This window comes from Dactylosporangium sp. NPDC051087 (assembly GCF_055586325.1).
Genome location: NZ_JBVJIJ010000019.1, coordinates 204,522 through 221,988 on the forward strand (window position 1 = coordinate 204,522; position 17,467 = coordinate 221,988).

General features: G+C 72.1%; 19 protein-coding genes and 1 riboswitch. Of the genes, 18 read left to right on the plus strand and 1 reads right to left on the minus strand.

Annotated elements, in window-relative coordinates; genetic code table 11:
* The first annotated feature begins 1 nt into the window (after position 1).
* From ACZ6TV_RS33350 to ribH, 5 genes are all read left to right on the plus strand, one after another.
* The gene (locus tag ACZ6TV_RS33350) at positions 2 to 955 is read left to right on the plus strand and encodes a response regulator (RefSeq protein ID WP_465301424.1); all 954 of its coding nucleotides are present in this window, start codon (positions 2 to 4) and stop codon (positions 953 to 955) included.
* A gap of 69 nt (positions 956 to 1,024) precedes the next feature.
* A riboswitch (FMN riboswitch) is annotated at positions 1,025 to 1,178 on the plus strand.
* Between the two features lie 124 nt (positions 1,179 to 1,302).
* Positions 1,303 to 2,337 carry a bifunctional diaminohydroxyphosphoribosylaminopyrimidine deaminase/5-amino-6-(5-phosphoribosylamino)uracil reductase RibD gene (gene ribD, locus ACZ6TV_RS33355; protein ID WP_465301426.1) on the plus strand — a complete coding sequence of 345 codons (1,035 nt, stop codon included), beginning with the start codon at positions 1,303 to 1,305 and terminating at the stop codon, positions 2,335 to 2,337.
* Positions 2,338 to 2,340: 3 nt separating this feature from the next.
* Positions 2,341 to 2,934: a riboflavin synthase gene (locus ACZ6TV_RS33360; RefSeq protein WP_465301428.1), complete on the plus strand. Its 594-nt coding sequence runs from the start codon at positions 2,341 to 2,343 to the stop codon at positions 2,932 to 2,934.
* Positions 2,935 to 3,047: 113 nt separating this feature from the next.
* Entirely contained in the window at positions 3,048 to 4,271 is a 1,224-nt protein-coding gene (locus tag ACZ6TV_RS33365; protein ID WP_465301580.1) for a bifunctional 3,4-dihydroxy-2-butanone-4-phosphate synthase/GTP cyclohydrolase II, read from the plus strand.
* Positions 4,271 to 4,747: a 6,7-dimethyl-8-ribityllumazine synthase gene (gene ribH / locus ACZ6TV_RS33370; protein ID WP_465301430.1), complete on the plus strand. Its 477-nt coding sequence runs from the start codon at positions 4,271 to 4,273 to the stop codon at positions 4,745 to 4,747. Before ACZ6TV_RS33365 ends, ribH begins: the two co-directional genes overlap by 1 nt.
* Positions 4,748 to 4,804: 57 nt before the next feature.
* On the opposite strand, the gene ACZ6TV_RS33375 is transcribed toward ribH, so the two are convergent.
* Positions 4,805 to 5,305 carry a hypothetical protein gene (locus ACZ6TV_RS33375; RefSeq protein ID WP_465301432.1) on the minus strand — a complete coding sequence of 167 codons (501 nt, stop codon included), beginning with the start codon at positions 5,303 to 5,305 and terminating at the stop codon, positions 4,805 to 4,807.
* A gap of 126 nt (positions 5,306 to 5,431) precedes the next feature.
* On the opposite strand from ACZ6TV_RS33375, the gene ACZ6TV_RS33380 reads away from it, so the two are divergent.
* The 13 genes from ACZ6TV_RS33380 (at position 5,432) to ACZ6TV_RS33440 (ending at position 17,467) form a co-directional block, all read left to right on the plus strand.
* The gene (locus tag ACZ6TV_RS33380) at positions 5,432 to 5,989 is read left to right on the plus strand and encodes a SigE family RNA polymerase sigma factor (protein WP_465301434.1); all 558 of its coding nucleotides are present in this window, start codon (positions 5,432 to 5,434) and stop codon (positions 5,987 to 5,989) included.
* Positions 5,986 to 7,014 (plus strand): Gmad2 immunoglobulin-like domain-containing protein, encoded by a 1,029-nt coding sequence (locus ACZ6TV_RS33385; protein WP_465301436.1) that lies wholly within the window; start codon positions 5,986 to 5,988, stop codon positions 7,012 to 7,014. The genes ACZ6TV_RS33380 and ACZ6TV_RS33385 overlap by 4 nt, the downstream gene beginning before the upstream one ends.
* Before the next feature lie 75 nt (positions 7,015 to 7,089).
* On the plus strand, positions 7,090 to 7,353 hold the full coding sequence (locus tag ACZ6TV_RS33390; RefSeq protein WP_465301438.1) for a phosphoribosyl-ATP diphosphatase: 264 nt from the start codon (positions 7,090 to 7,092) through the stop codon (positions 7,351 to 7,353).
* 48 nt (positions 7,354 to 7,401) lie between these two features.
* Positions 7,402 to 8,256 (plus strand): ATP phosphoribosyltransferase, encoded by an 855-nt coding sequence (hisG, locus tag ACZ6TV_RS33395; RefSeq protein ID WP_465301440.1) that lies wholly within the window; start codon positions 7,402 to 7,404, stop codon positions 8,254 to 8,256.
* Positions 8,257 to 8,266: 10 nt separating this feature from the next.
* Positions 8,267 to 8,722: a PH domain-containing protein gene (locus ACZ6TV_RS33400; protein ID WP_465301442.1), complete on the plus strand. Its 456-nt coding sequence runs from the start codon at positions 8,267 to 8,269 to the stop codon at positions 8,720 to 8,722.
* A gap of 148 nt (positions 8,723 to 8,870) precedes the next feature.
* Positions 8,871 to 9,560: a translation initiation factor IF-3 gene (infC, locus tag ACZ6TV_RS33405; RefSeq protein WP_465301444.1), complete on the plus strand. Its 690-nt coding sequence runs from the start codon at positions 8,871 to 8,873 to the stop codon at positions 9,558 to 9,560.
* Between the two features lie 186 nt (positions 9,561 to 9,746).
* On the plus strand, positions 9,747 to 9,941 hold the full coding sequence (gene rpmI / locus ACZ6TV_RS33410) for a 50S ribosomal protein L35 (RefSeq protein WP_354777537.1): 195 nt from the start codon (positions 9,747 to 9,749) through the stop codon (positions 9,939 to 9,941).
* A gap of 84 nt (positions 9,942 to 10,025) precedes the next feature.
* On the plus strand, positions 10,026 to 10,388 hold the full coding sequence (rplT, locus tag ACZ6TV_RS33415; RefSeq protein ID WP_344503591.1) for a 50S ribosomal protein L20: 363 nt from the start codon (positions 10,026 to 10,028) through the stop codon (positions 10,386 to 10,388).
* Position 10,389: 1 nt separating this feature from the next.
* Complete coding sequence (locus tag ACZ6TV_RS33420; RefSeq protein ID WP_465301447.1) at positions 10,390 to 11,190, plus strand: TrmH family RNA methyltransferase; 801 nt, start codon at positions 10,390 to 10,392, stop codon at positions 11,188 to 11,190.
* A gap of 132 nt (positions 11,191 to 11,322) precedes the next feature.
* Positions 11,323 to 12,408 (plus strand): phenylalanine--tRNA ligase subunit alpha, encoded by a 1,086-nt coding sequence (pheS, locus tag ACZ6TV_RS33425; protein WP_465301449.1) that lies wholly within the window; start codon positions 11,323 to 11,325, stop codon positions 12,406 to 12,408.
* Between the two features lies 1 nt (position 12,409).
* Complete coding sequence (gene pheT, locus ACZ6TV_RS33430; RefSeq protein WP_465301451.1) at positions 12,410 to 14,896, plus strand: phenylalanine--tRNA ligase subunit beta; 2,487 nt, start codon at positions 12,410 to 12,412, stop codon at positions 14,894 to 14,896.
* Positions 14,897 to 15,458: 562 nt separating this feature from the next.
* The gene (locus ACZ6TV_RS33435) at positions 15,459 to 16,628 is read left to right on the plus strand and encodes a nucleotide sugar dehydrogenase (protein WP_465301453.1); all 1,170 of its coding nucleotides are present in this window, start codon (positions 15,459 to 15,461) and stop codon (positions 16,626 to 16,628) included.
* A complete protein-coding gene (locus tag ACZ6TV_RS33440) occupies positions 16,625 to 17,467 on the plus strand; it encodes a glycosyltransferase family 2 protein (protein WP_465301455.1) in 843 nt (280 codons plus the stop codon). The genes ACZ6TV_RS33435 and ACZ6TV_RS33440 overlap by 4 nt, the downstream gene beginning before the upstream one ends.

Genomic DNA, 17,467 nt, shown 5'->3' on the forward strand with positions numbered 1-17,467 from the left:
CATGGCCGAGCCCGACACCATCCTCGTCGTCGACGACGACGTCGACATTGCGCGGTTCATCGAGGTCAACCTCAAGCTCGAGGGCTATCGGGTGCTGCTGGCCCACGACGGCGCGACCGCGTTGCGCCTCGTCGAGGAGCACATGCCGGCCCTCGCCGTCGTCGACTGGATGATGCCGCAGCTCGACGGGCTCGAGCTGACCAGGCGGCTGCGCGCCGACCCGATGACGGCGCCGATCCCGGTGATCCTGCTGACCGCGCGCGGGCAGACCGCGGACAAGGTCATCGGGTTGCAGGCGGGCGCCGACGACTACCTGGTGAAGCCGTTCGACACCCTGGAGCTCGTCGCGCGGGTCCGCTCCACGCTGCGCCGCAACCAGGAGAACCGCGAGGTGTCGCCGCTGACCGGGCTGCCCGGCAACAGCCGGATCCTGCGCGAGATCACCGACCGGGCCAGGGCCGGCGCCGACTACGCCGTCTCCCACGTCGACATCGACCGGTTCAAGGCCGTCAACGACGTGTACGGGTTCGCCCGCGGCGACGAGTTCATCACCGCGCTCGCCCGGGCGCTGCACCGCGCCGTCGTCGAGGTCGGCCTGCCGCCGGCGTTCCTCGGCCACATCGGCGGCGACGACTTCCTCATCGTGTGCAGCCCCGACCAGCTCAAGCCGATGCTGTCCAAGGCGATCCTGGAGTTCCAGGCGGCGTCGGACGCCCTCTACGACCCGGCCGACGCCGAGCGCGGCTTCGTCGAGGTCGTGCAGCGCAACGGCGAGGTCCAGCAGGCCAACCTGGTGACCCTGTCCATCGGCGTCGCGATCGGCCAGACCGGCGCCACCGGGCAGCTCACCGACCCCCGCGAGGTCATCGCCGTCGCCACCGACATGAAGTCCGTGGCGAAGAAGCACAACGGCAACTACGTCGCTGTCGACCGCCGTAGTGCTGTGCATCTGTGACAAAGGTCCCTCGGTAAGGACCGGTCCGGTCGCCGCGTTCGTGTGCAAGACTCAGGTTACGTACCCACCACGCGCTGGCGGGGCTCGGTGAAATTCCGAACCGGCGGTAAGCGGCCTGTGACCTCACGGACCGCGAGCCCGCGACCCGGTCGAAGCCGTCGACCGGTGGATCTGGTGTGAGTCCAGAGCCGACGGTCACAGTCCGGATGGGAGTTCAGCGCGCGGGATCCGGCGTCCGTTTCGACGGGCGTCCCGGGGTCGGCCTGCGCATTTGCGCTTCCGCCGTCCCCGCCCGCAGCCGTCCCCATCAGCCCTCACGCGTGTGACCACACCGCGCGGAGAGGGCCATGGACGCAGACGCAGACGCCGGGCACATGCGGCGTGCCGTAGCGCTGTCGCTGCGCAGCCTGGGGGAGACCAGCCCCAACCCCAACGTCGGCTGCGTGCTCGTCGGCCCCGGCGGCGACGTCGTCGGTGAGGGCCGCACCGCACCCGCCGGAGGGCCGCACGCCGAGGTCAACGCCCTCGCGGCGGCCGGTGACCGGGCCCGGGGCGGCACCGCTTACGTCACGCTGGAGCCCTGCGACCACACGGGTCGCACCGGCCCCTGCACCCGGGCGCTCATCGCGGCCGGCGTCGCGCGGGTCGTCGTCGCCGTCAGCGACCCGAACCCGGTGGCCGCGGGCGGCGCGCAGACGCTGCGCGCCGCCGGGATCACCGTCGACGTCGGCGAGGGACACGCCGCCGCGCGGGCGGCGATGATCGGCTGGCTGACCGCCGTCGGGCGGGGCACGCCCTACGTGATCTGGAAGTTCGCCGCGACGCTCGACGGGCGCTCCGCCGCCGCCGACGGCACCAGCAAATGGATCACCTCGCCGCAGGCGCGGGCCGACGTGCACCGCATCCGGGGCGGCGTCGACGCGATCATCGCCGGCGTCGGCACCGTCATCGCGGACGATCCGCAGCTCACGGTCCGCACCGACGGCGGCCCCGCGGCGCGCCAGCCGCTGCGGGTGGTGGTGGAGGGCGGCAGTCGTACACCACCTGGCGCGAAGATCCTGGACGGCTCGGCGCCGACCTGGGTCGCCACCGCGCCCGGCGGCGGCAGGGTCGACCTTCAGGACATGCTGCGGCAGCTCTACGAGCGGGGCATCCGCACGGCGTTGCTGGAAGGGGGCCCGACCCTGGCCGGCGCGTTCCTCGCCGCGGGCCTCGTCGACCGGGTCGTCGCCTACCTCGCCCCGAAGCTGCTCGGCGCCGGACCGGCCGCCCTGGCCGGCGCGGGAATCTCCACGATCTCCGAAGCTTTGACGCTCGACGTCGTCGACGTCGCCACGATCGGGCCCGACGTGCGCCTGACGGCAACAGTGAAAGGTGCGTGACCAGTGTTCACCGGCATCATCGAAGAGCTCGGCACGGTCGTCGCGATCGACCCGCTCGGCGACTCGGCCCGGCTGTCGATCCGCGGCGCGACGGTCACCTCCGACGCCGCGCACGGCGACTCCATCAGCGTCAACGGCGTCTGTCTCACCGTCGTGGACAACGCCGACGGCGTCTTCACCGCCGACGTGATGGGCGAGTCCCTGGACCGCTCCACGCTCGGCTCGCTCACCGCCGGCTCGCCGGTCAACCTGGAGCGCGCCGCCACCATGGCCACCCGCCTCGGCGGCCACATCGTGCAGGGCCACGTCGACGGGGTCGGCACGGTCCTGTCCCGGGAGTCCGGCGACCAGTGGGAGACCGTCACGTTCTCCCTTCCCCCGCAGCTCGCGCGGTACGTCGTCGAGAAGGGGTCCATCACCGTCGACGGGATCTCGCTGACGGTCATGGCCATCACCGACGACACGTTCTCGGTCGGGCTCATCCCGACCACGCTCAAGCTCACGACGCTCGGTGCCAGAGGCGTCGGCGAAAAGGTCAACCTGGAGGTCGACATCATGGCCAAGTACGTCGAGAAGCTGCTGGGAGCCAAGTCATGAGCGCCCCGGAGCGGAGCGGAGAGGACGCTCATCAGCAAGCTCAGGTGCGCCTCGGCCTCGCGGTGCCGCCTGAGCGGAGCGAGGGCGGCGCCGCGAGTGCCCCTGTCACCGGCCTGGACCCGATCGAGCGGGCGGTCAAGGACATGGCCGCCGGCAAGGCCGTGATCGTCGTGGACGACGAGGACCGCGAGAACGAGGGCGACCTCATCTTCGCCGCCGAGTTCGCCACCCCGGAGCTCGTCGCGTTCATGGTCCGCTACACGTCGGGCTACATCTGCGTGCCGATCACCGAGGCCGAGGCCGACCGGCTCGACCTGCCGCCGATGTACCGCACGAACCAGGACCGCCGGGGCACCGCGTACACCGTGACCGTCGACGCCCGCTTCGGCGGCACCACCGGCATCTCCGCCGCCGACCGGGCCCGCACCATCCGCCTGCTCGCCGCCGAGGACACCCAGCCGACCGACCTGTCCCGTCCCGGGCACATCGTGCCGCTGCGGGCCAAGGACGGCGGGGTCCTGCGCCGCGCCGGGCACACCGAGGCCGCCGTCGACCTCGCCACGATGGCCGGGCTGCGCCCCGCCGGCGTGCTGTGCGAGATGGTCAACGACGACGGCACCATGATGCGCCTGCCCGACCTGCGCGCCTTCGCCGAGCAGCACGACCTGGCCCTGATCAGCATCGCCGACCTCATCGCCTACCGCCGGCACACCGAGAAGCAGATCGAGCGGGTCGCCGAGACCCGGCTGCCGACCGAGCACGGCGTGTTCCGGGCCGTGGGCTACACGACCGAGTTCGACGCGGGCGAGCACATCGCGCTCGTCTACGGCGACCTCGGCGACGGCGAGGACGTCCTCGTGCGGGTGCACTCCGAGTGCCTCACCGGCGACGTCTTCGCGAGCGTGCGCTGCGACTGCGGCCCGCAGCTGCAGGCGTCCATGAAGATGGTCGCCGCCGAGGGCCGCGGCGTGGTCCTCTACATGCGCGGGCACGAGGGGCGCGGCATCGGCCTGATGCACAAGCTGCAGGCCTACCAGCTGCAGGACCTCGGCCGGGACACCGTCGACGCCAACCTGGACCTCGGCCTGCCCGCCGACGCCCGCGACTACGGCACCGGCGCGCAGATCCTCGTCGACCTCGGCATCAAGACGATGCGCCTGCTGACGAACAACCCGGCGAAACGGGCGGGCCTGGAAGGGTACGGTCTTTCCGTGCTGAGCCGTGCGTCGCTGCCGACCCGGCCGCACCCGGAGAACGTGCGCTACCTGCGCACCAAGCGGGACCGCATGGGACACCTGCTGGACGAGCTCGACGAGGTCGCGGAAGGACTTGCGTAATGTCTGGTATTGGGGCACCCGTGCTGCAGCGGGTCGACGGCACCGGGCTGACGCTCGGCATCGTGGCCACCCGGTGGCACGCCGAGCTCGTCGACCACATGCTCAACCGGGCGATCGAGGCCGGTGAGGCCTCCAACGTCGACCACATCACCGTCGCCCGCGTCGACGGCGCCGTCGAGCTGCCGGTCCTGGCGCAGGCGCTCGCGCACCGCTTCGACGCGGTGGTCGCGCTCGGCGTCGTGGTCCGCGGCGACACGGCCCACTTCGAATACGTGTGCCAGTCGGTGACGGACGGGCTGACCAGGGTCGCCCTGGACGAGTCGACGCCGGTCGCGCACGGCGTGCTGACGGTCGACAACCTCGACCAGGCGCGGGCACGGGCGGGGCTGCCGGGCTCGCCGGAGGACAAGGGCTACTCGGCCACCCTCGCGGCCCTGGACGCCGCGCACGCGCTCCGCCAGGTCGCCAAGTCCTGACGTGCGGCGGGTCCGGCCGCACCACGGCCGGACCCACGCGGGCACGTCAGCGCGCCGTCACACCTCGAGGACCGCGGCCAGCTCGTCGCGGAAGGCGCGCTCGGCCGGGGTGACCAGCTCGCCGCCGAAGCCGAGCACGTCGCCGGACTTCGTCGCGCTCACCACCTGGTCGGCGAGGGTGATCAGCCAGAAGCGGTAGGACTCGGCGTCCGCGTCGGTGGCCTTCGCCGCCAGGAGCTCGTGGGCGGCCTTCGCCCGCTCGATGACGTCGGCGATGCCCGCCTTGCGGTCGGGGAACTCGATGATCGGCGGCTCCAGCCCACCCACGAGGTCCTCGTCGATGTCACCCTGCCGGGCGACCACGTCGGCGGCGACCGTGCGGACCAGGTCGCTGGCGGAGTCGCGGCCGTCGGCGATGGCGGTCATGCCGGCCGTCCACTCCTCGCGGGTCCGGCGGCTGCCGTCCTGCTCGGCCTGGGACGCGGCGATCAGCACGGACTGCGGCAGGCCCACGAGGAGCCCCCACTCTTCGTCGGTGTACTTCGGCACGGTTTCCACCGGCCCACGATATCCAGGGTGGGCGGAGTTCGCCTTTCGGGTGACAGCGGTCAACCAGACAGCCACTTGGCGCGTCGTAGGTGCGTGACGGCCGACGTGGGGACCACGCCATGGGACGGTAGGGCGGTGCTAGCCGAGCCCGCCCGCGATGCCGGGCCCGCCCGCGACGTCGTGCGCGACTGGAGCGCCGACGACGCGGTGACGGCGCTGTTCTCGGCGCACTACCGGGGGCTCGTGCGGCTGGCGGTGCTGTTGTTGCACGACGAGGCGGCCGCCGAGGACGTGGTCCAGGACGCGTACGTCGGCCTGCACCGGCGTTGGTGGCGGCTGCGCGACGCGGACAAGGCCCTCGGTTACCTGCGCACCAGCGTGGTCAACGGCGCGCGGTCGGCGCTGCGGCGCCGCGGGGTCGCCGACCGTTTCGTCGCGGCGCGGCGGCCGGACGACGAGCCGACGGTGGCGAGCGCGGAGACCGGCGCGCTCGCCCTGCTGCGGCACCGGGAGGTCCTGGAGGCGGTCCGCCGGCTGCCGGCCAGGCAGCGGGAGGCGATCGTGCTGCGGTACTACGGCGAGCTGTCCGAGGCGGAGATCGCCGACGCGATGGGGGTCAGCAAGGGCTCGGTGAAGAGTCACGCCTCCCGGGGCATGGCCGCCCTGCGGGAGAGCCTGGAGCAGGCGCCATGAGGATGTCACCGGAGGACCGGCTGCGGGCCGCGCTGCGCGCGCAGGTCGACACCGTCGAGGTCGCGCCGGACGCGCTGCCCCGGATCAGGGGCCGCGTCGAGGAGCGGCGGCGCGGCGGCTGGGCGGTCCTGGCCGCGGCGGCCGCGGTCGCGGCGGTCATCGCGCTCGCCGTCGCCGTGTTCGTCCCCGACCGGATGCCGCCGTCGGGCACCCTGCAGGACCGCCGGCCGGCCGCGCCGGCGACGACCGGCCTCGCCCAGCCCACGCCGCCGCCGAGCGTGCCCGCCTCGACCGGTGGTCCCGTGACGGTGCAGCTGCCGGTGTACTACGCCCGCAACGACCGCCTGGTCAGGGAGTTCCACGACCTGCCGCTCACGGCCGACGACGACACGCACCGGATCGCGGCCGCGATCGGGGAGGCGCTGCGGCACGGCTCCGCCGCGGACCCCGACTACCTGACGTTGTGGCCGGACTCCGTGACGGTGCGCGGGGTCACCGTCGACGGGAAGATCGTCACCGTCGACCTCGCCGACGTCGGCCCCGGCCCGCGGTCGGGCACCCCGGCGCTCGCGGTGCAGCAGCTGGTGTCGACGGTCGCCGCGGCGGCCACGTACACGTCGGTGAAGCGGATCGACGGCGTGCGGATCACGGTCGACGGCGCGGCCGTGCCGAAGCTGTGGGGCGCGGTCGACACCAGCAGGCCCGTCAGGCAGCTGCCGCCGTCGGAGATCTACGCGCCGGTGTGGGTGATCGACCCGCAGCAGGGGCAGCGGGTCGGCCGGACGTTCACCGTGCACCTGGCCGGGATCGTTTTCGAGGGCACCGTCAACCTGCGGGTCCGCGCGTCCGGCGGCAACGCCGTGGTCGAGCAGGTCGTGCAGCTGTCGGTGGGGGCGCCCGCGGTCGGCGAGGCGCGGGTGCCGCTGACGCTCGCCCCCGGCCGGTACGTCATCGAGGCGTACTACGTGTCGGCGGCCGACGGCAGCGTCCAGGGCGTCGACGACCACGACTTCACCGTCGGCTGAACCGGGGTGAGCGACGACACGCCTGTCGTGATCTCGATTCCCCTTTCGCGGCCGGGCCTGCGAGAATTCGTGCCCGTGAAGACCTTTGACGAGCTGTTCGCCGAGCTGACCGCCAAGGCCGCCGCGGGCACCCCTGGCTCCGGCACCGTTGCCGCGCTGGAGAAGGGCGTCCACTTCATCGGCAAGAAGGTCGTCGAGGAGGCCGCCGAGAGCTGGATGGCCGCCGAGCACGAGGGCGCCGAGCGCACCGCCGAGGAGCTGTCGCAGCTGCTCTACCAGGTGCAGTGCCTGATGCTGGCGACAGGGCTGTCGCTGGAGGACGTCTACCGACATCTGTAGGCCGGTAGCCGCGTCCGTCCCGACCCCCTGTCTTCGAAAGGCCCTTCCATGCTCAGGATCGCCGTGCCCAACAAGGGGACCCTGTCCGGTCCCGCCGCCCAGATGCTCCAGGAGGCCGGCTACCGCCAGCGCTCCGACCCCAAGGACCTGCTCTGCCGCGACGAGGCCAACGACGTCGAGTTCTTCTACCTGCGTCCCCGTGACATCGCCACCTACGTCGGCTCCGGCGACCTCGACCTCGGCATCACCGGCCGGGACCTGCTCATCGACGCCGACAGCGGCGCCGAGGAGCTGCTCGACCTCGGCTTCGGGAAGGCGACGTTCCGCTTCGCCGGGGTGCCCGGCTCGATCACCGGCGACAAGCCGTCGGACCTGGCCGGGCTGCGGGTCGCGACCGCCTACCCGGGGGTGATGGAGCGCTACTTCTCCGGGCACGGCGTCACCGCCGAGGTCATCCGGCTCGACGGCGCCGTGGAGAACGCGATCCGCCTGGGCGTCGCCGACGTCATCGCCGACGTGGTGGAGACCGGAGCGACGCTGCGTCAGGCGGGCCTGGCGACCTTCGGCGAGCCGATCCTCAAGTCGTCGTCGGTGCTGGTGCGCCGCAGCGGGACCGGTGACCTGCCGGCCGCGGCCGCCCAGCTGCTGCGCCGCCTCCAGGGTGTCCTCGTGGCCCGCCGCTACGTGATGCTCGCCTACGACGTGCGGGCCGACGCGCTCGACGCGGCGGTCGCGCTGACCCCGGGCATCGAGTCGCCGACCGTGTCGCCGCTGCACCGGGAGGGCTGGGTCGCCGTGCAGGCCATGGTCCAGCGTGACGAGGTGCACCGGATCATGGACGAGCTGTACGACGTCGGCGCCCGCGCCATCCTGGTGACCGGCATCCACGCGTGCCGCCTGTAGTCTCGTCGGTGTGAGCAGCACCGTTCTCGCCCGTCCGCGGCGCGCCAGGATCATCGCCTTCGTCCTCGCCGCCGTGGTCGTGGTGGTCTTCACGCTCATCGCGATGGGGCTGCACGGCAAGACCGGCGACGGCCCGGGCTATTTCCAGCGCGGTGACCAGGCCGCCATGATCGGGCTGGGGATCTGCGCCGCGCTCGCCATCCTGCTGATGGCCCGCCCCCGGGTGGAGGCCGACGAGACCGGCGTCCGGGTGCAGAACATCATCGGCTCCTACGACCTGCCGTGGGACGTGGTGCGGGCGGTCACGTTCGGCCGCGGCGCCCCGTGGCTCACCTTGGACCTGCACGACGACGAGCGGGTCGCGGTGATGGCGGTGCAGATGGCCGACAAGGAGCACGCCGTCAAGGCCGCCCGGCAGCTGCGGGCCCTGCACACGGCGTCGCTGTCCGGCAGCGTGGTAGAGTAGCCGGAGTCGACCGCACGTCACGTTCCCTCGGGAGCGTTTCGTGTTCGAAGCGGAGGTAAAACTCCCACCCGTGCAGCTCTGGGCAGCCGGGTCCCGGTCTGACCGCAGGACCTCAGCATGAGGTCGGTGCGGTCGAGTGGGCCCTCGCATGCGCGCTGCGCATCCGGGGGCTTTTCCGCTTCGGTCGGCACACCAGACAAGCACCGATCGAGGAGGCCACATCAGCGTCGAGCCACGCGTCAACGAGCAGATCCGGGCACGTGAGGTCCGGCTGGTCGGCCCGGAGGGTGAGCAGGTGGGCATCGTCCCGCTCGAGCGCGCACTCCAGCTGGCCGCCGACGTGGACCTGGACCTGGTCGAAGTTGCGCCCATGGCACGCCCGCCCGTCTGCAAGCTCATGGACTTCGGCAAGTTCAAGTACGAGAGCGCGCTCAAGGCAAGGGAAGCCCGGCGTAACCAGCAGCAGACCGTCATCAAGGAGATGAAGCTCCGCCCGAAGATCGACCCGCACGACTACGAGACCAAAAAGGGTCACGTCATGCGGTTCCTGAAGCAGGGCGACAAGGTCAAGGTAACGATCATGTTCCGAGGCCGCGAGCAGAGCCGCCCGGAGCTGGGGTTCCGGCTGCTGCGCAAGCTCTCGGAGGAAATCTCGGAGCTGGGCTTCGTCGAGGCATCCGCGAAGCAGGACGGTCGAAACATGATCATGGTCCTTGCGCCGCATCGCAATGTGAAGGCCGCGGCGGTCGCGACCCGTGAGGGCCGCACCGAGGACGGTCCCGCGCCGGAGGGCGAAGCAGCCGTCCTGCCCGAGGTCGTCACCGCCGACCAGGGATAGCAGCACCAACCGGGCCGTCAACCGGCCCGGTGGCACCACTGATCCACCGACAACGACCGCGTCGTGCGGGCGGGACCCGCACAGCGGTCGTCCCGGCCTGTGCGCCGGTGCGCCACGGCACCCTCCCGTCCTGGACGGGGAGGGTGCCGGCTCTGGCGCGCCGCACATGGAAGGGCAACATCAGCCATGCCGAAGTTCAAACCGCACTCCGGGATGAAGAAGCGCGTCAAGGTCACCGGTCGCGGCAAGTTCCTCGCCGAGCCGGCCGGCAAGCGGCACCTGCTCGAGGTCAAGTCCAGCAAGCGGACCCGCCGGCTCAGCGGCTCTGTCGAGCTCGCGAAGACCGAGACCACTCGCGTCAAGAAGATGCTCGGCCTGTAACACGCGGCCGCAACGCCCCCCTTTCCTGGACTTTTCCGACCGGCCCGCACGTCCCGGGCCGGTCTCGCATGAGGAGTAACAACCGTGGCACGCGTGAAGCGGGCAGTGAATGCCCAGAAGAAGCGTCGTACCGTCCTGGAGACGGCCAGCGGCTACCGCGGGCAGCGCTCGCGGCTGTACCGCAAGGCCAAGGAGCAGATGCTGCACTCGATGCAGTACGCCTACCGGGACCGGCGCGACCGCAAGGGTGACTTCCGCCAGCTGTGGATCACCCGTATCAACGCCGCCGCCCGCGCGAACGGTCTCACCTACAACCGCCTGATCCAGGGTCTTCGCCTGGCGGGCGTCGAGGTGGACCGCAAGATCCTCGCCGAGCTGGCCGTCAACGACGCGAAGGCGTTCAGCGGCCTGGTCGCGGTGGCGAAGACGGCCGTTGCCGCAGCCTGACGTGATTCGGCAACCCGGGGCGGTCTTCACCACGCGGACCCCCCGGGTTGTTGCTGCCCGGCGCCTGCAGCGCCGCCGCGACCGGGACGAGACCGGCCGCTTCCTCGCCGAGGGGCCTCAGGCGGTCCGCGAGGCCCTGGCCGCCGGCGTCGCCGTCGAGGTGTTCTGCACCACCGACGCGCTCACCCGCCACGCCACGCTCCTGGAGCGGGCGGACCGGGTCAGCGTCGTGGACGACGAGGCCCTGGCCGCGCTCACCGAGACCGTGCAGCCGCAGGGCGTCGTCGCGGTCTGCGCCCAGCGGGACGTGCCCCTCGCCGACGCGCTCGCGAAAGGCCCGCGGCTGGTCGCCGTCTGCGCCGACATCCGCGACCCCGGCAACGCGGGCACCGTCCTGCGCACCGCCGACGCGGCCGGCGCGAGGGTGGTCGTCTTCGCGGGGGACAGCGTCGACCCGTACAACGGCAAGGCGGTCCGGTCGAGCGCGGGCAGCCTCTTCCACGTCGACGTCGTCCGGGCCCGCTCGACCGAAACGGCGATCACCGCGCTGCGTGCGGCCGGCCTGCGGATCCTTGCCGCCGACGGCTACGGCGAGTCGGACCTCTTCGAGCTGTCCGACCTGGGGCGTCCGACCGCGTGGCTGTTCGGATCCGAGGCGCACGGCCTGTCGCAGCAGCTCAAGGACGCGGCGGACGCCCGCGTCAGGGTGCCCATCCTCGGCGGCGCGGAGAGCCTGAACCTGGCTGCGGCCGCGGCCGTGTGCTTGTACAGTTCAGCGAAAGCGTTGAAGGAGTCGATGTGAGCACGCGCCTGTTTATCTGGCCCGCCGGTGACGGTGGGCGGACAGGACGCGTCACCTCCTGACACCTTCCCACGGCCGGCGGGCGCCCCCTCCTACACTGTCCGAGGCCAAATCTCCCGTGGGAAGAGTCCGATGACCTACCGCAACGATCCGTATGACCCGAAGCAGGCGATGCTGCTCGCCCAGGACGCCCTGGACGACGCCGTCACGGGCGCCGACAAGGCGTTCGCGGGCGCGAGCGACCTCGACGCCCTCGCCGCGCTCAAGTCCCAGCACCTCGGCGACCGTGCCCCGATCTCCCTCGCCCGTCGCGAGATCGGCTCGCTGCCCCCGGCCGCGAAGGCCGACGCGGGCAAGCGCGTCAACGAGGCCCGCGTCGCGGTGCAGGCGGCGTTCGACGCCCGGCTCGCCGTCCTGACCGCCGAGCGCGAGGAGCGCGTCCTGGTCGAGGAGACGGTCGACGTGACCCTCCCGACCGGCCGCCGCCCGCGCGGCGCCCAGCACCCGCTGACCAAGATCATGGAGCGGGTCGGCGACCTGTTCGTCGGCATGGGCTACGAGGTCGCCGAGGGCCCCGAGGCCGAGTGGGAGTGGTACAACTTCGACGCCCTCAACATGCACCCGGACCACCCGGCGCGCTCGATGATGGACACGTTCTTCATCGCCGCCGGGGGCAGCGAGAAGGACACCGACTCGCGGATCGTGCTGCGGACGCACACGTCGCCGGTGCAGGCGCGGACGATGACGACCAGGAAGCCGCCGATCTACATCGTCTGCCCCGGCCGGGTCTACCGCACCGACGAGCTCGACGCGACCCACACCCCGGTGTTCCACCAGGTCGAGGGCCTCGTCATCGACAAGGGCATCACGATGGCGCACCTCAAGGGCACCCTCGACCACTTCGTGCAGGGCCTGTTCGGCCCCGGCACGGAGACCCGGCTCCGGCCGTCCTACTTCCCGTTCGTCGAGCCGGGCGCCGAGATCGACATGTGGTTCCCGCACCACCGCGACGGCGCCCGCTGGGTCGAATGGGGCGGCTGCGGCATGGTCAACCCGCGGGTGCTGCGCGCCTGCGGCATCGACCCCGACGAGTATTCCGGGTTCGCGTTCGGCATGGGCATCGAGCGGGCGCTGATGTTCCGCAACGCGGCCGGCGACATGCGGGACATGGTTGAGGGCGACGTGCGCTACGCGCGGGCGTTCGGATGGGAGGCCTGAGATGCGCGTACCTCTGTCGTGGCTGCGTGAGCACGTCGACCTGCCGCAGGACCTGACCGCCGACGGCCTGGAGAAGGCCCTCGTCAAGGTCGGCCTCGAGGTCGAGGAGATGACCGACGCCGGCGCGTCGGTGCAGGGTCCCCTGGTCGTCGGCCGGGTCGAGTCGATCGAGGAGCTGCAGGGGCTGAAGAAGCCCATCCGCTACTGCCTCGTCGACGTCGGCAACGCCGAGCCGCAGGGCATCATCTGCGGCGCCCGCAACTTCGCCGAGGGCGACCTCGTCGTCGTCGCGCTGCCCGGCGCGGTCCTGCCCGGCGGCTTCGCGATCGCCGCCCGCAAGACCTACGGGCACATCTCCAACGGCATGATCTGCTCCGCCCGGGAGCTCGGCGTCTCCGACGAGCACGAGGGCATCATCGTGCTGCCCCCGGACACCGCCGCCCCCGGCGCGGAGGCGCGGCCGATCGTCGGCCTGGACGACATCGTCGTCGAGGTCAACGTCACCCCCGACCGGGGCTACTGCTTCTCGGTGCGGGGGCTGGCCCGGGAGCTGTCGCACTCGCTCGGCGGCGCCTACCGCGACCCGGTCGCGGCGGTCGTGCCGATCGAGGCCGACGGCACCGACGCCTACCCGATCGTCGTGCGCGACAGCGTCGCCTGCGACCGCTTCACCGCCGTCGCCGTCCGCGGCGTCGACCCGGCCGCCGCGACCCCGCAGTGGATGAAGGCCCGGCTCGCCGTCGCCGGCATCCGCTCCATCTCGCTGCCCGTCGACATCACCAACTACCTGATGATCGAGACCGGCCAGCCGATGCACGCGTGGGACCTGGAGCGGCTCACCGGCGCCCTCGTCGTGCGCCGCGCCGCGGCGGGGGAGACGCTGACCACCCTCGACGGCGTCAAGCGGGCGCTCGACCCGCAGGACATCGTCATCGCCGACGACTCCGGCGTCGTGTCGCTCGCCGCCGTCATGGGCGGCAGCACCACCGAGGTGTCGGCGAGCACCGTCGACGTGCTCCTCGAGGCCGCGCACTGGGACCCGCTGTCGGTCGCCCGCACGATCCGCCGGCACAAGCTGCCCAGCGAGGCCGGCAAGCGCTACGAGCGCGGCGTCGACCCGCAGATCACCGCCGCCGCGTGCGCGCGGGCCGCGGCGCTGCTCGCCGAGCACGGCGGCGGCACCGTCGACCCCCGGGTCACCGACGTCTACGCGGTCGCGCCGCCGGCGCCGGTCACCATGGCGATCACCCGCCCGTCGGAGCTCGCCGGCATCGACTACACCCCGGAGCGGGTCGTCGAGGTGCTGACCATGATCGGCGCCGCCGTCGAGGTCGAGGACGGCCGGGCGGTCGTCACCCCGCCGAGCTGGCGGCTGGACCTCGTCGACCCGGCCGACCTCGTCGAGGAGGTCCTGCGCCTCGACGGGTACGACCGGATCCCCAGCGTCCTGCCGATCGCGCCGCCGGGCGCGGGCCTGTCGGTCACCCAGCGCCGCCGCCGGACCGTCGGCCGGGCCCTCGCCGACGCGGGGTTCATCGAGTCGCTGTGCTACCCGTTCGTCGGCGAGGCGACCCTCGACGCGCTGCGGATCCCGGCCGGCGACCCGCGCCGCGACATGGTGCTCCTGCGCAACCCCCTGTCGGACGAGGAGCCGGGGATGCGCACCACGCTGCTGCCGCCGCTGCTCGGCGCGCTGCGCCGCAACCTCGGCCGCGGCCTGCGCGACGTCGCCCTGTTCGAGCTCGGCACCGTCTTCCTGCCCGACGGGCCGGTCAAGGTCGCGCCGGCCGCCGGCGTCGACGGCCCGCCGCCCGCCGAGGACCTGCGGGCCGCCGAGGCGCTCCTGCCGCACCAGCCGTGGCACGTCGCCGCCGTCATCGCCGGCGACGCGGAACCCGCCGGCTGGTGGGGCGCGGGCCGCCCCGCCGACTGGGCCGACGCCGTCGAGGCCGCCCGCGTCGCCGCCGAGGCGGCCGGGGTGACGATCACCGTCCGCGCCGCGACCGGACCCGACGCGGTCGCGCCGTGGCACCCGGGGCGCTGCGCCGCGCTGCTCGTCGGCGACACCGTCGTCGGGCACGCCGGTGAGCTGCACCCCGCCGTCTGCGCCGACCTCGACCTGCCGCGCCGCACCGTGGCGATGGAGTTCGACCTCGACGCGCTGCCGCTGCCGGGCGTCGCCACCGCGCCGCGGCTGTCGGGCTTCCCGACGGCGCTGCTGGACGTGGCGTTGATCGTCGACGCCGCCACCCCCACCGGCGACGTCGAGTCCGCGCTCACCGAAGGGGCGGGCGCCCTGCTCGAATCGGTGCGGCTCTTCGACGTGTACGAGGGCACCCAGCTCGGTGAGGGCCGCAAGTCCCTGGCCTACAAGCTGACGTTCCGCGCCCCGGACCGCACGCTCACCGGCGAGGAGGCGCTCGCGGCCCGCGACGCCGCGGTCGCGGTCGCCGCCGACAGGTTCGGCGCAACCCTGCGCGGCGCGTAGCCCGGACATGACGAAGGGAGGGTGTGCCCGCGGGGCACGCCCTCCCTTCGCTGTTCACTCACCGGGTCAGCTCAACCACCTGCCGATCATCTCGGCGATGTCGAGCACCACCGCTCACCCACCAGCCGGGTGCCGCAGGACGACGAGTGGCTTCAGCGAAGGTTGCGCACCGCGTACCGGATCCATGTGGAGCGGCTCGAAGCGCCGCCTGGGTCGGCGACGGTGGGTCAGCGCGGAGGCTGACTCAACGGCCGACGGGCACCCAACCGAACGGATGGTCACAACGGTTGAGCACCGCGTCAGGGCACCGTCAGATATCGGACCGAGACGGATTTTCGCTGGCCGGAAAGGTGTGGGGAGGGACGCTTCACCCTGATCGGGTCAAGAGCGCGATGTGCGGAAGTGATACCGTCACGGCGCTGAGCCATCCTCCGTCTTGTCACGTGGCGTGAGGTCATCATGAAGGCTCGGCCCGCGCCAAGCGCCGGTTTCGATCTCGGCTCTCCTGGAGGGGCAGCGCGTGTCAGACGATAGTGCATCGGCAGGCTTCACGACCGACGTCGTGATCATCGGGGGTTGCGGCCGGGTCGGACTGCCGCTCGGCATCGCCATGGCCTCCCGCGGCCTGCAGGTCACCCTGTACGACATCAACGCGGCCGCGGTCGCCGTGGTCAACGAAGGCCGTCTGCCGTTCGACGAGGAGGGCGCGGCCGAGCCGCTCGCCACCGCCGTCAAGGACGGCAGGCTCACCGCAAGCACCGACCCGGCGAGCGTCGCGTCGGCGGAGCACCTCGTCGTGATCGTCGGCACGCCCGTCGACGAGCACCTCAACCCGAACATCGGCGCGGTCCCCGCGGCCATCGAGCGCTGCGCGGACTATCTGCGCGACGGGCAGCTCATCGTGCTGCGCAGCACCGTGCACCCGGGCGTCACCGCCCTGACCGAGAAGCTCATCGCGCGGCTCGGGGTCAAGGCCGACGTCGCGTTCTGCCCGGAGCGCATCGCCGAGGGCAAGGCGATGACGGAGCTGTTCGAGCTGCCGCAGATCGTGTCGGCCCGTAACCCCGTGGCGTTGGAGCGGGCCGAGAAGCTGTTCCGCAACCTGGCGACCGACATCGTGCGGCTGGAGCCCGAAGAGGCCGAGCTGGCGAAGCTGTTCACCAACACGTGGCGGTACATCAAGTTCGCCGCCGCCAACCAGTTCTGGATGATGTCCAACGACTTCGGTCTGGACTTCGAGCGGATCCGGCACGCCATCCGCTTCCAGTACCCGCGCGCCAACGACATGCCGGGCGCCGGTTTCGCCGCCGGGCCGTGCCTGCTCAAGGACACGATGCAGCTGGCGGCGTTCACCAACAACACGTTCGTCCTCGGCCACAGCGCCATGCTGATCAACGAGGGCCTGCCGCTCTACGTCGTGTCGAAGCTGCAGGAGCGCTTCGACCTGTCGGAGATGACGGTCGGCATCCTCGGCATGGCGTTCAAGGGCGGCAGCGACGACATCCGCGAGTCCCTGGCCTACAAGCTGCGCAAGGTCGTCATGCTGAAGGCCAAGGAAACGCTGTGCAGCGACCCGTATGTCAAGGACGACCGGTTCGTCTCCCAGGACGAGGTCCTGGCCAAGGCCGACCTGCTGATCATCGCCGCGCCGCACCCTGAGTACCGCGACCTGCAGACCGACATCCCGGTCGCGGACATGTGGGGGATCACCAACAAGGGCGTGCGCGTATGAGCCTTGTGCCGCAGGTTTCTGTGGTGATTCCCGTGTACAACGAGGGCGAGGCCATCGTGCCCTGCCTGGAGCGGATCCTGCGGGCCGTGCTGATGCCGGCCGAGGTCCTCGTCGTGCACGACATGGCGGAGGACACCACCGTGCCCTTCGCGCAGAGCGTCGCCGCCCGCGACCCTCGCGTCCGCACCGTGCTCAACACCTACGGGCGCGGCCCGGCGAACGCGATCCGCTTCGGCATCGACGTCGCCCGTGCCCCGGTCGCCGTCGTCACGATGGCCGACGGCTCCGACGACCCGCGCCAGATCGAGGACCTCGCCCGGCTCGTCGAGCGGGGCGTCGTCGTCGCGGCCGCGTCGCGGTACATGCCGGGCGGGCAGCAGGTCGGCGGTCCCCGGTTCAAGCGGGCGCTGTCCCGCGGCGCCGGTCGCACCCTGTACATGTTCGCCCGCGTCGGCACCCGCGACGCGACCAACAGCTTCAAGGCCTACTCGACGGCGTTCGTCCGGCAGGTCGGCATCGAGAGCAAGACCGGCTTCGAGATCGGCATCGAGCTCACCGCGAAGGCGGCCCGGCTGCGGCTGCCCGTCGCGGAGATCCCGACGATCTGGCTCGACCGGCAGCTCGGCGAGTCCCGGTTCGACGTCGGTCGCTTCCTGCCCAGCTACCTGAAGTGGTGGCGGTTCGCGTTCGGCCGCCGCCTCACCATGGAGCAGGTCGCGAAGCGGCCCGGGTCCTCCGCGGCCCGCGACGACGCGCAGGCGGCCCGCGCGGCGTCCTCGGCGACTTCGACCGAGGCCCGCGACCATGTTCCCAGCAACCACGAAGCAGTTCAGAGTTAA

Excerpts from the sequence above, each read along its gene's own strand:
- ACZ6TV_RS33385 (WP_465301436.1), top strand. The coding sequence starts at position 5,986 with ATGAGGATGTCACCGGAGGACCGGCTGCGGGCCGCGCTGCGCGCGCAG.
- ribD (WP_465301426.1), top strand. The coding sequence starts at position 1,303 with ATGGACGCAGACGCAGACGCCGGGCACATGCGGCGTGCCGTAGCGCTG.
- ACZ6TV_RS33350 (WP_465301424.1), top strand. The coding sequence starts at position 2 with ATGGCCGAGCCCGACACCATCCTCGTCGTCGACGACGACGTCGACATT.
- hisG (WP_465301440.1), top strand. The coding sequence starts at position 7,402 with ATGCTCAGGATCGCCGTGCCCAACAAGGGGACCCTGTCCGGTCCCGCC.
- ribH (WP_465301430.1), top strand. The coding sequence starts at position 4,271 with ATGTCTGGTATTGGGGCACCCGTGCTGCAGCGGGTCGACGGCACCGGG.
- pheS (WP_465301449.1), top strand. The coding sequence starts at position 11,323 with ATGACCTACCGCAACGATCCGTATGACCCGAAGCAGGCGATGCTGCTC.
- rpmI (WP_354777537.1), top strand. The coding sequence starts at position 9,747 with ATGCCGAAGTTCAAACCGCACTCCGGGATGAAGAAGCGCGTCAAGGTC.
- pheT (WP_465301451.1), top strand. The coding sequence starts at position 12,410 with ATGCGCGTACCTCTGTCGTGGCTGCGTGAGCACGTCGACCTGCCGCAG.
- ACZ6TV_RS33440 (WP_465301455.1), top strand. The coding sequence starts at position 16,625 with ATGAGCCTTGTGCCGCAGGTTTCTGTGGTGATTCCCGTGTACAACGAG.
- infC (WP_465301444.1), top strand. The coding sequence starts at position 8,871 with ATGCGCGCTGCGCATCCGGGGGCTTTTCCGCTTCGGTCGGCACACCAG.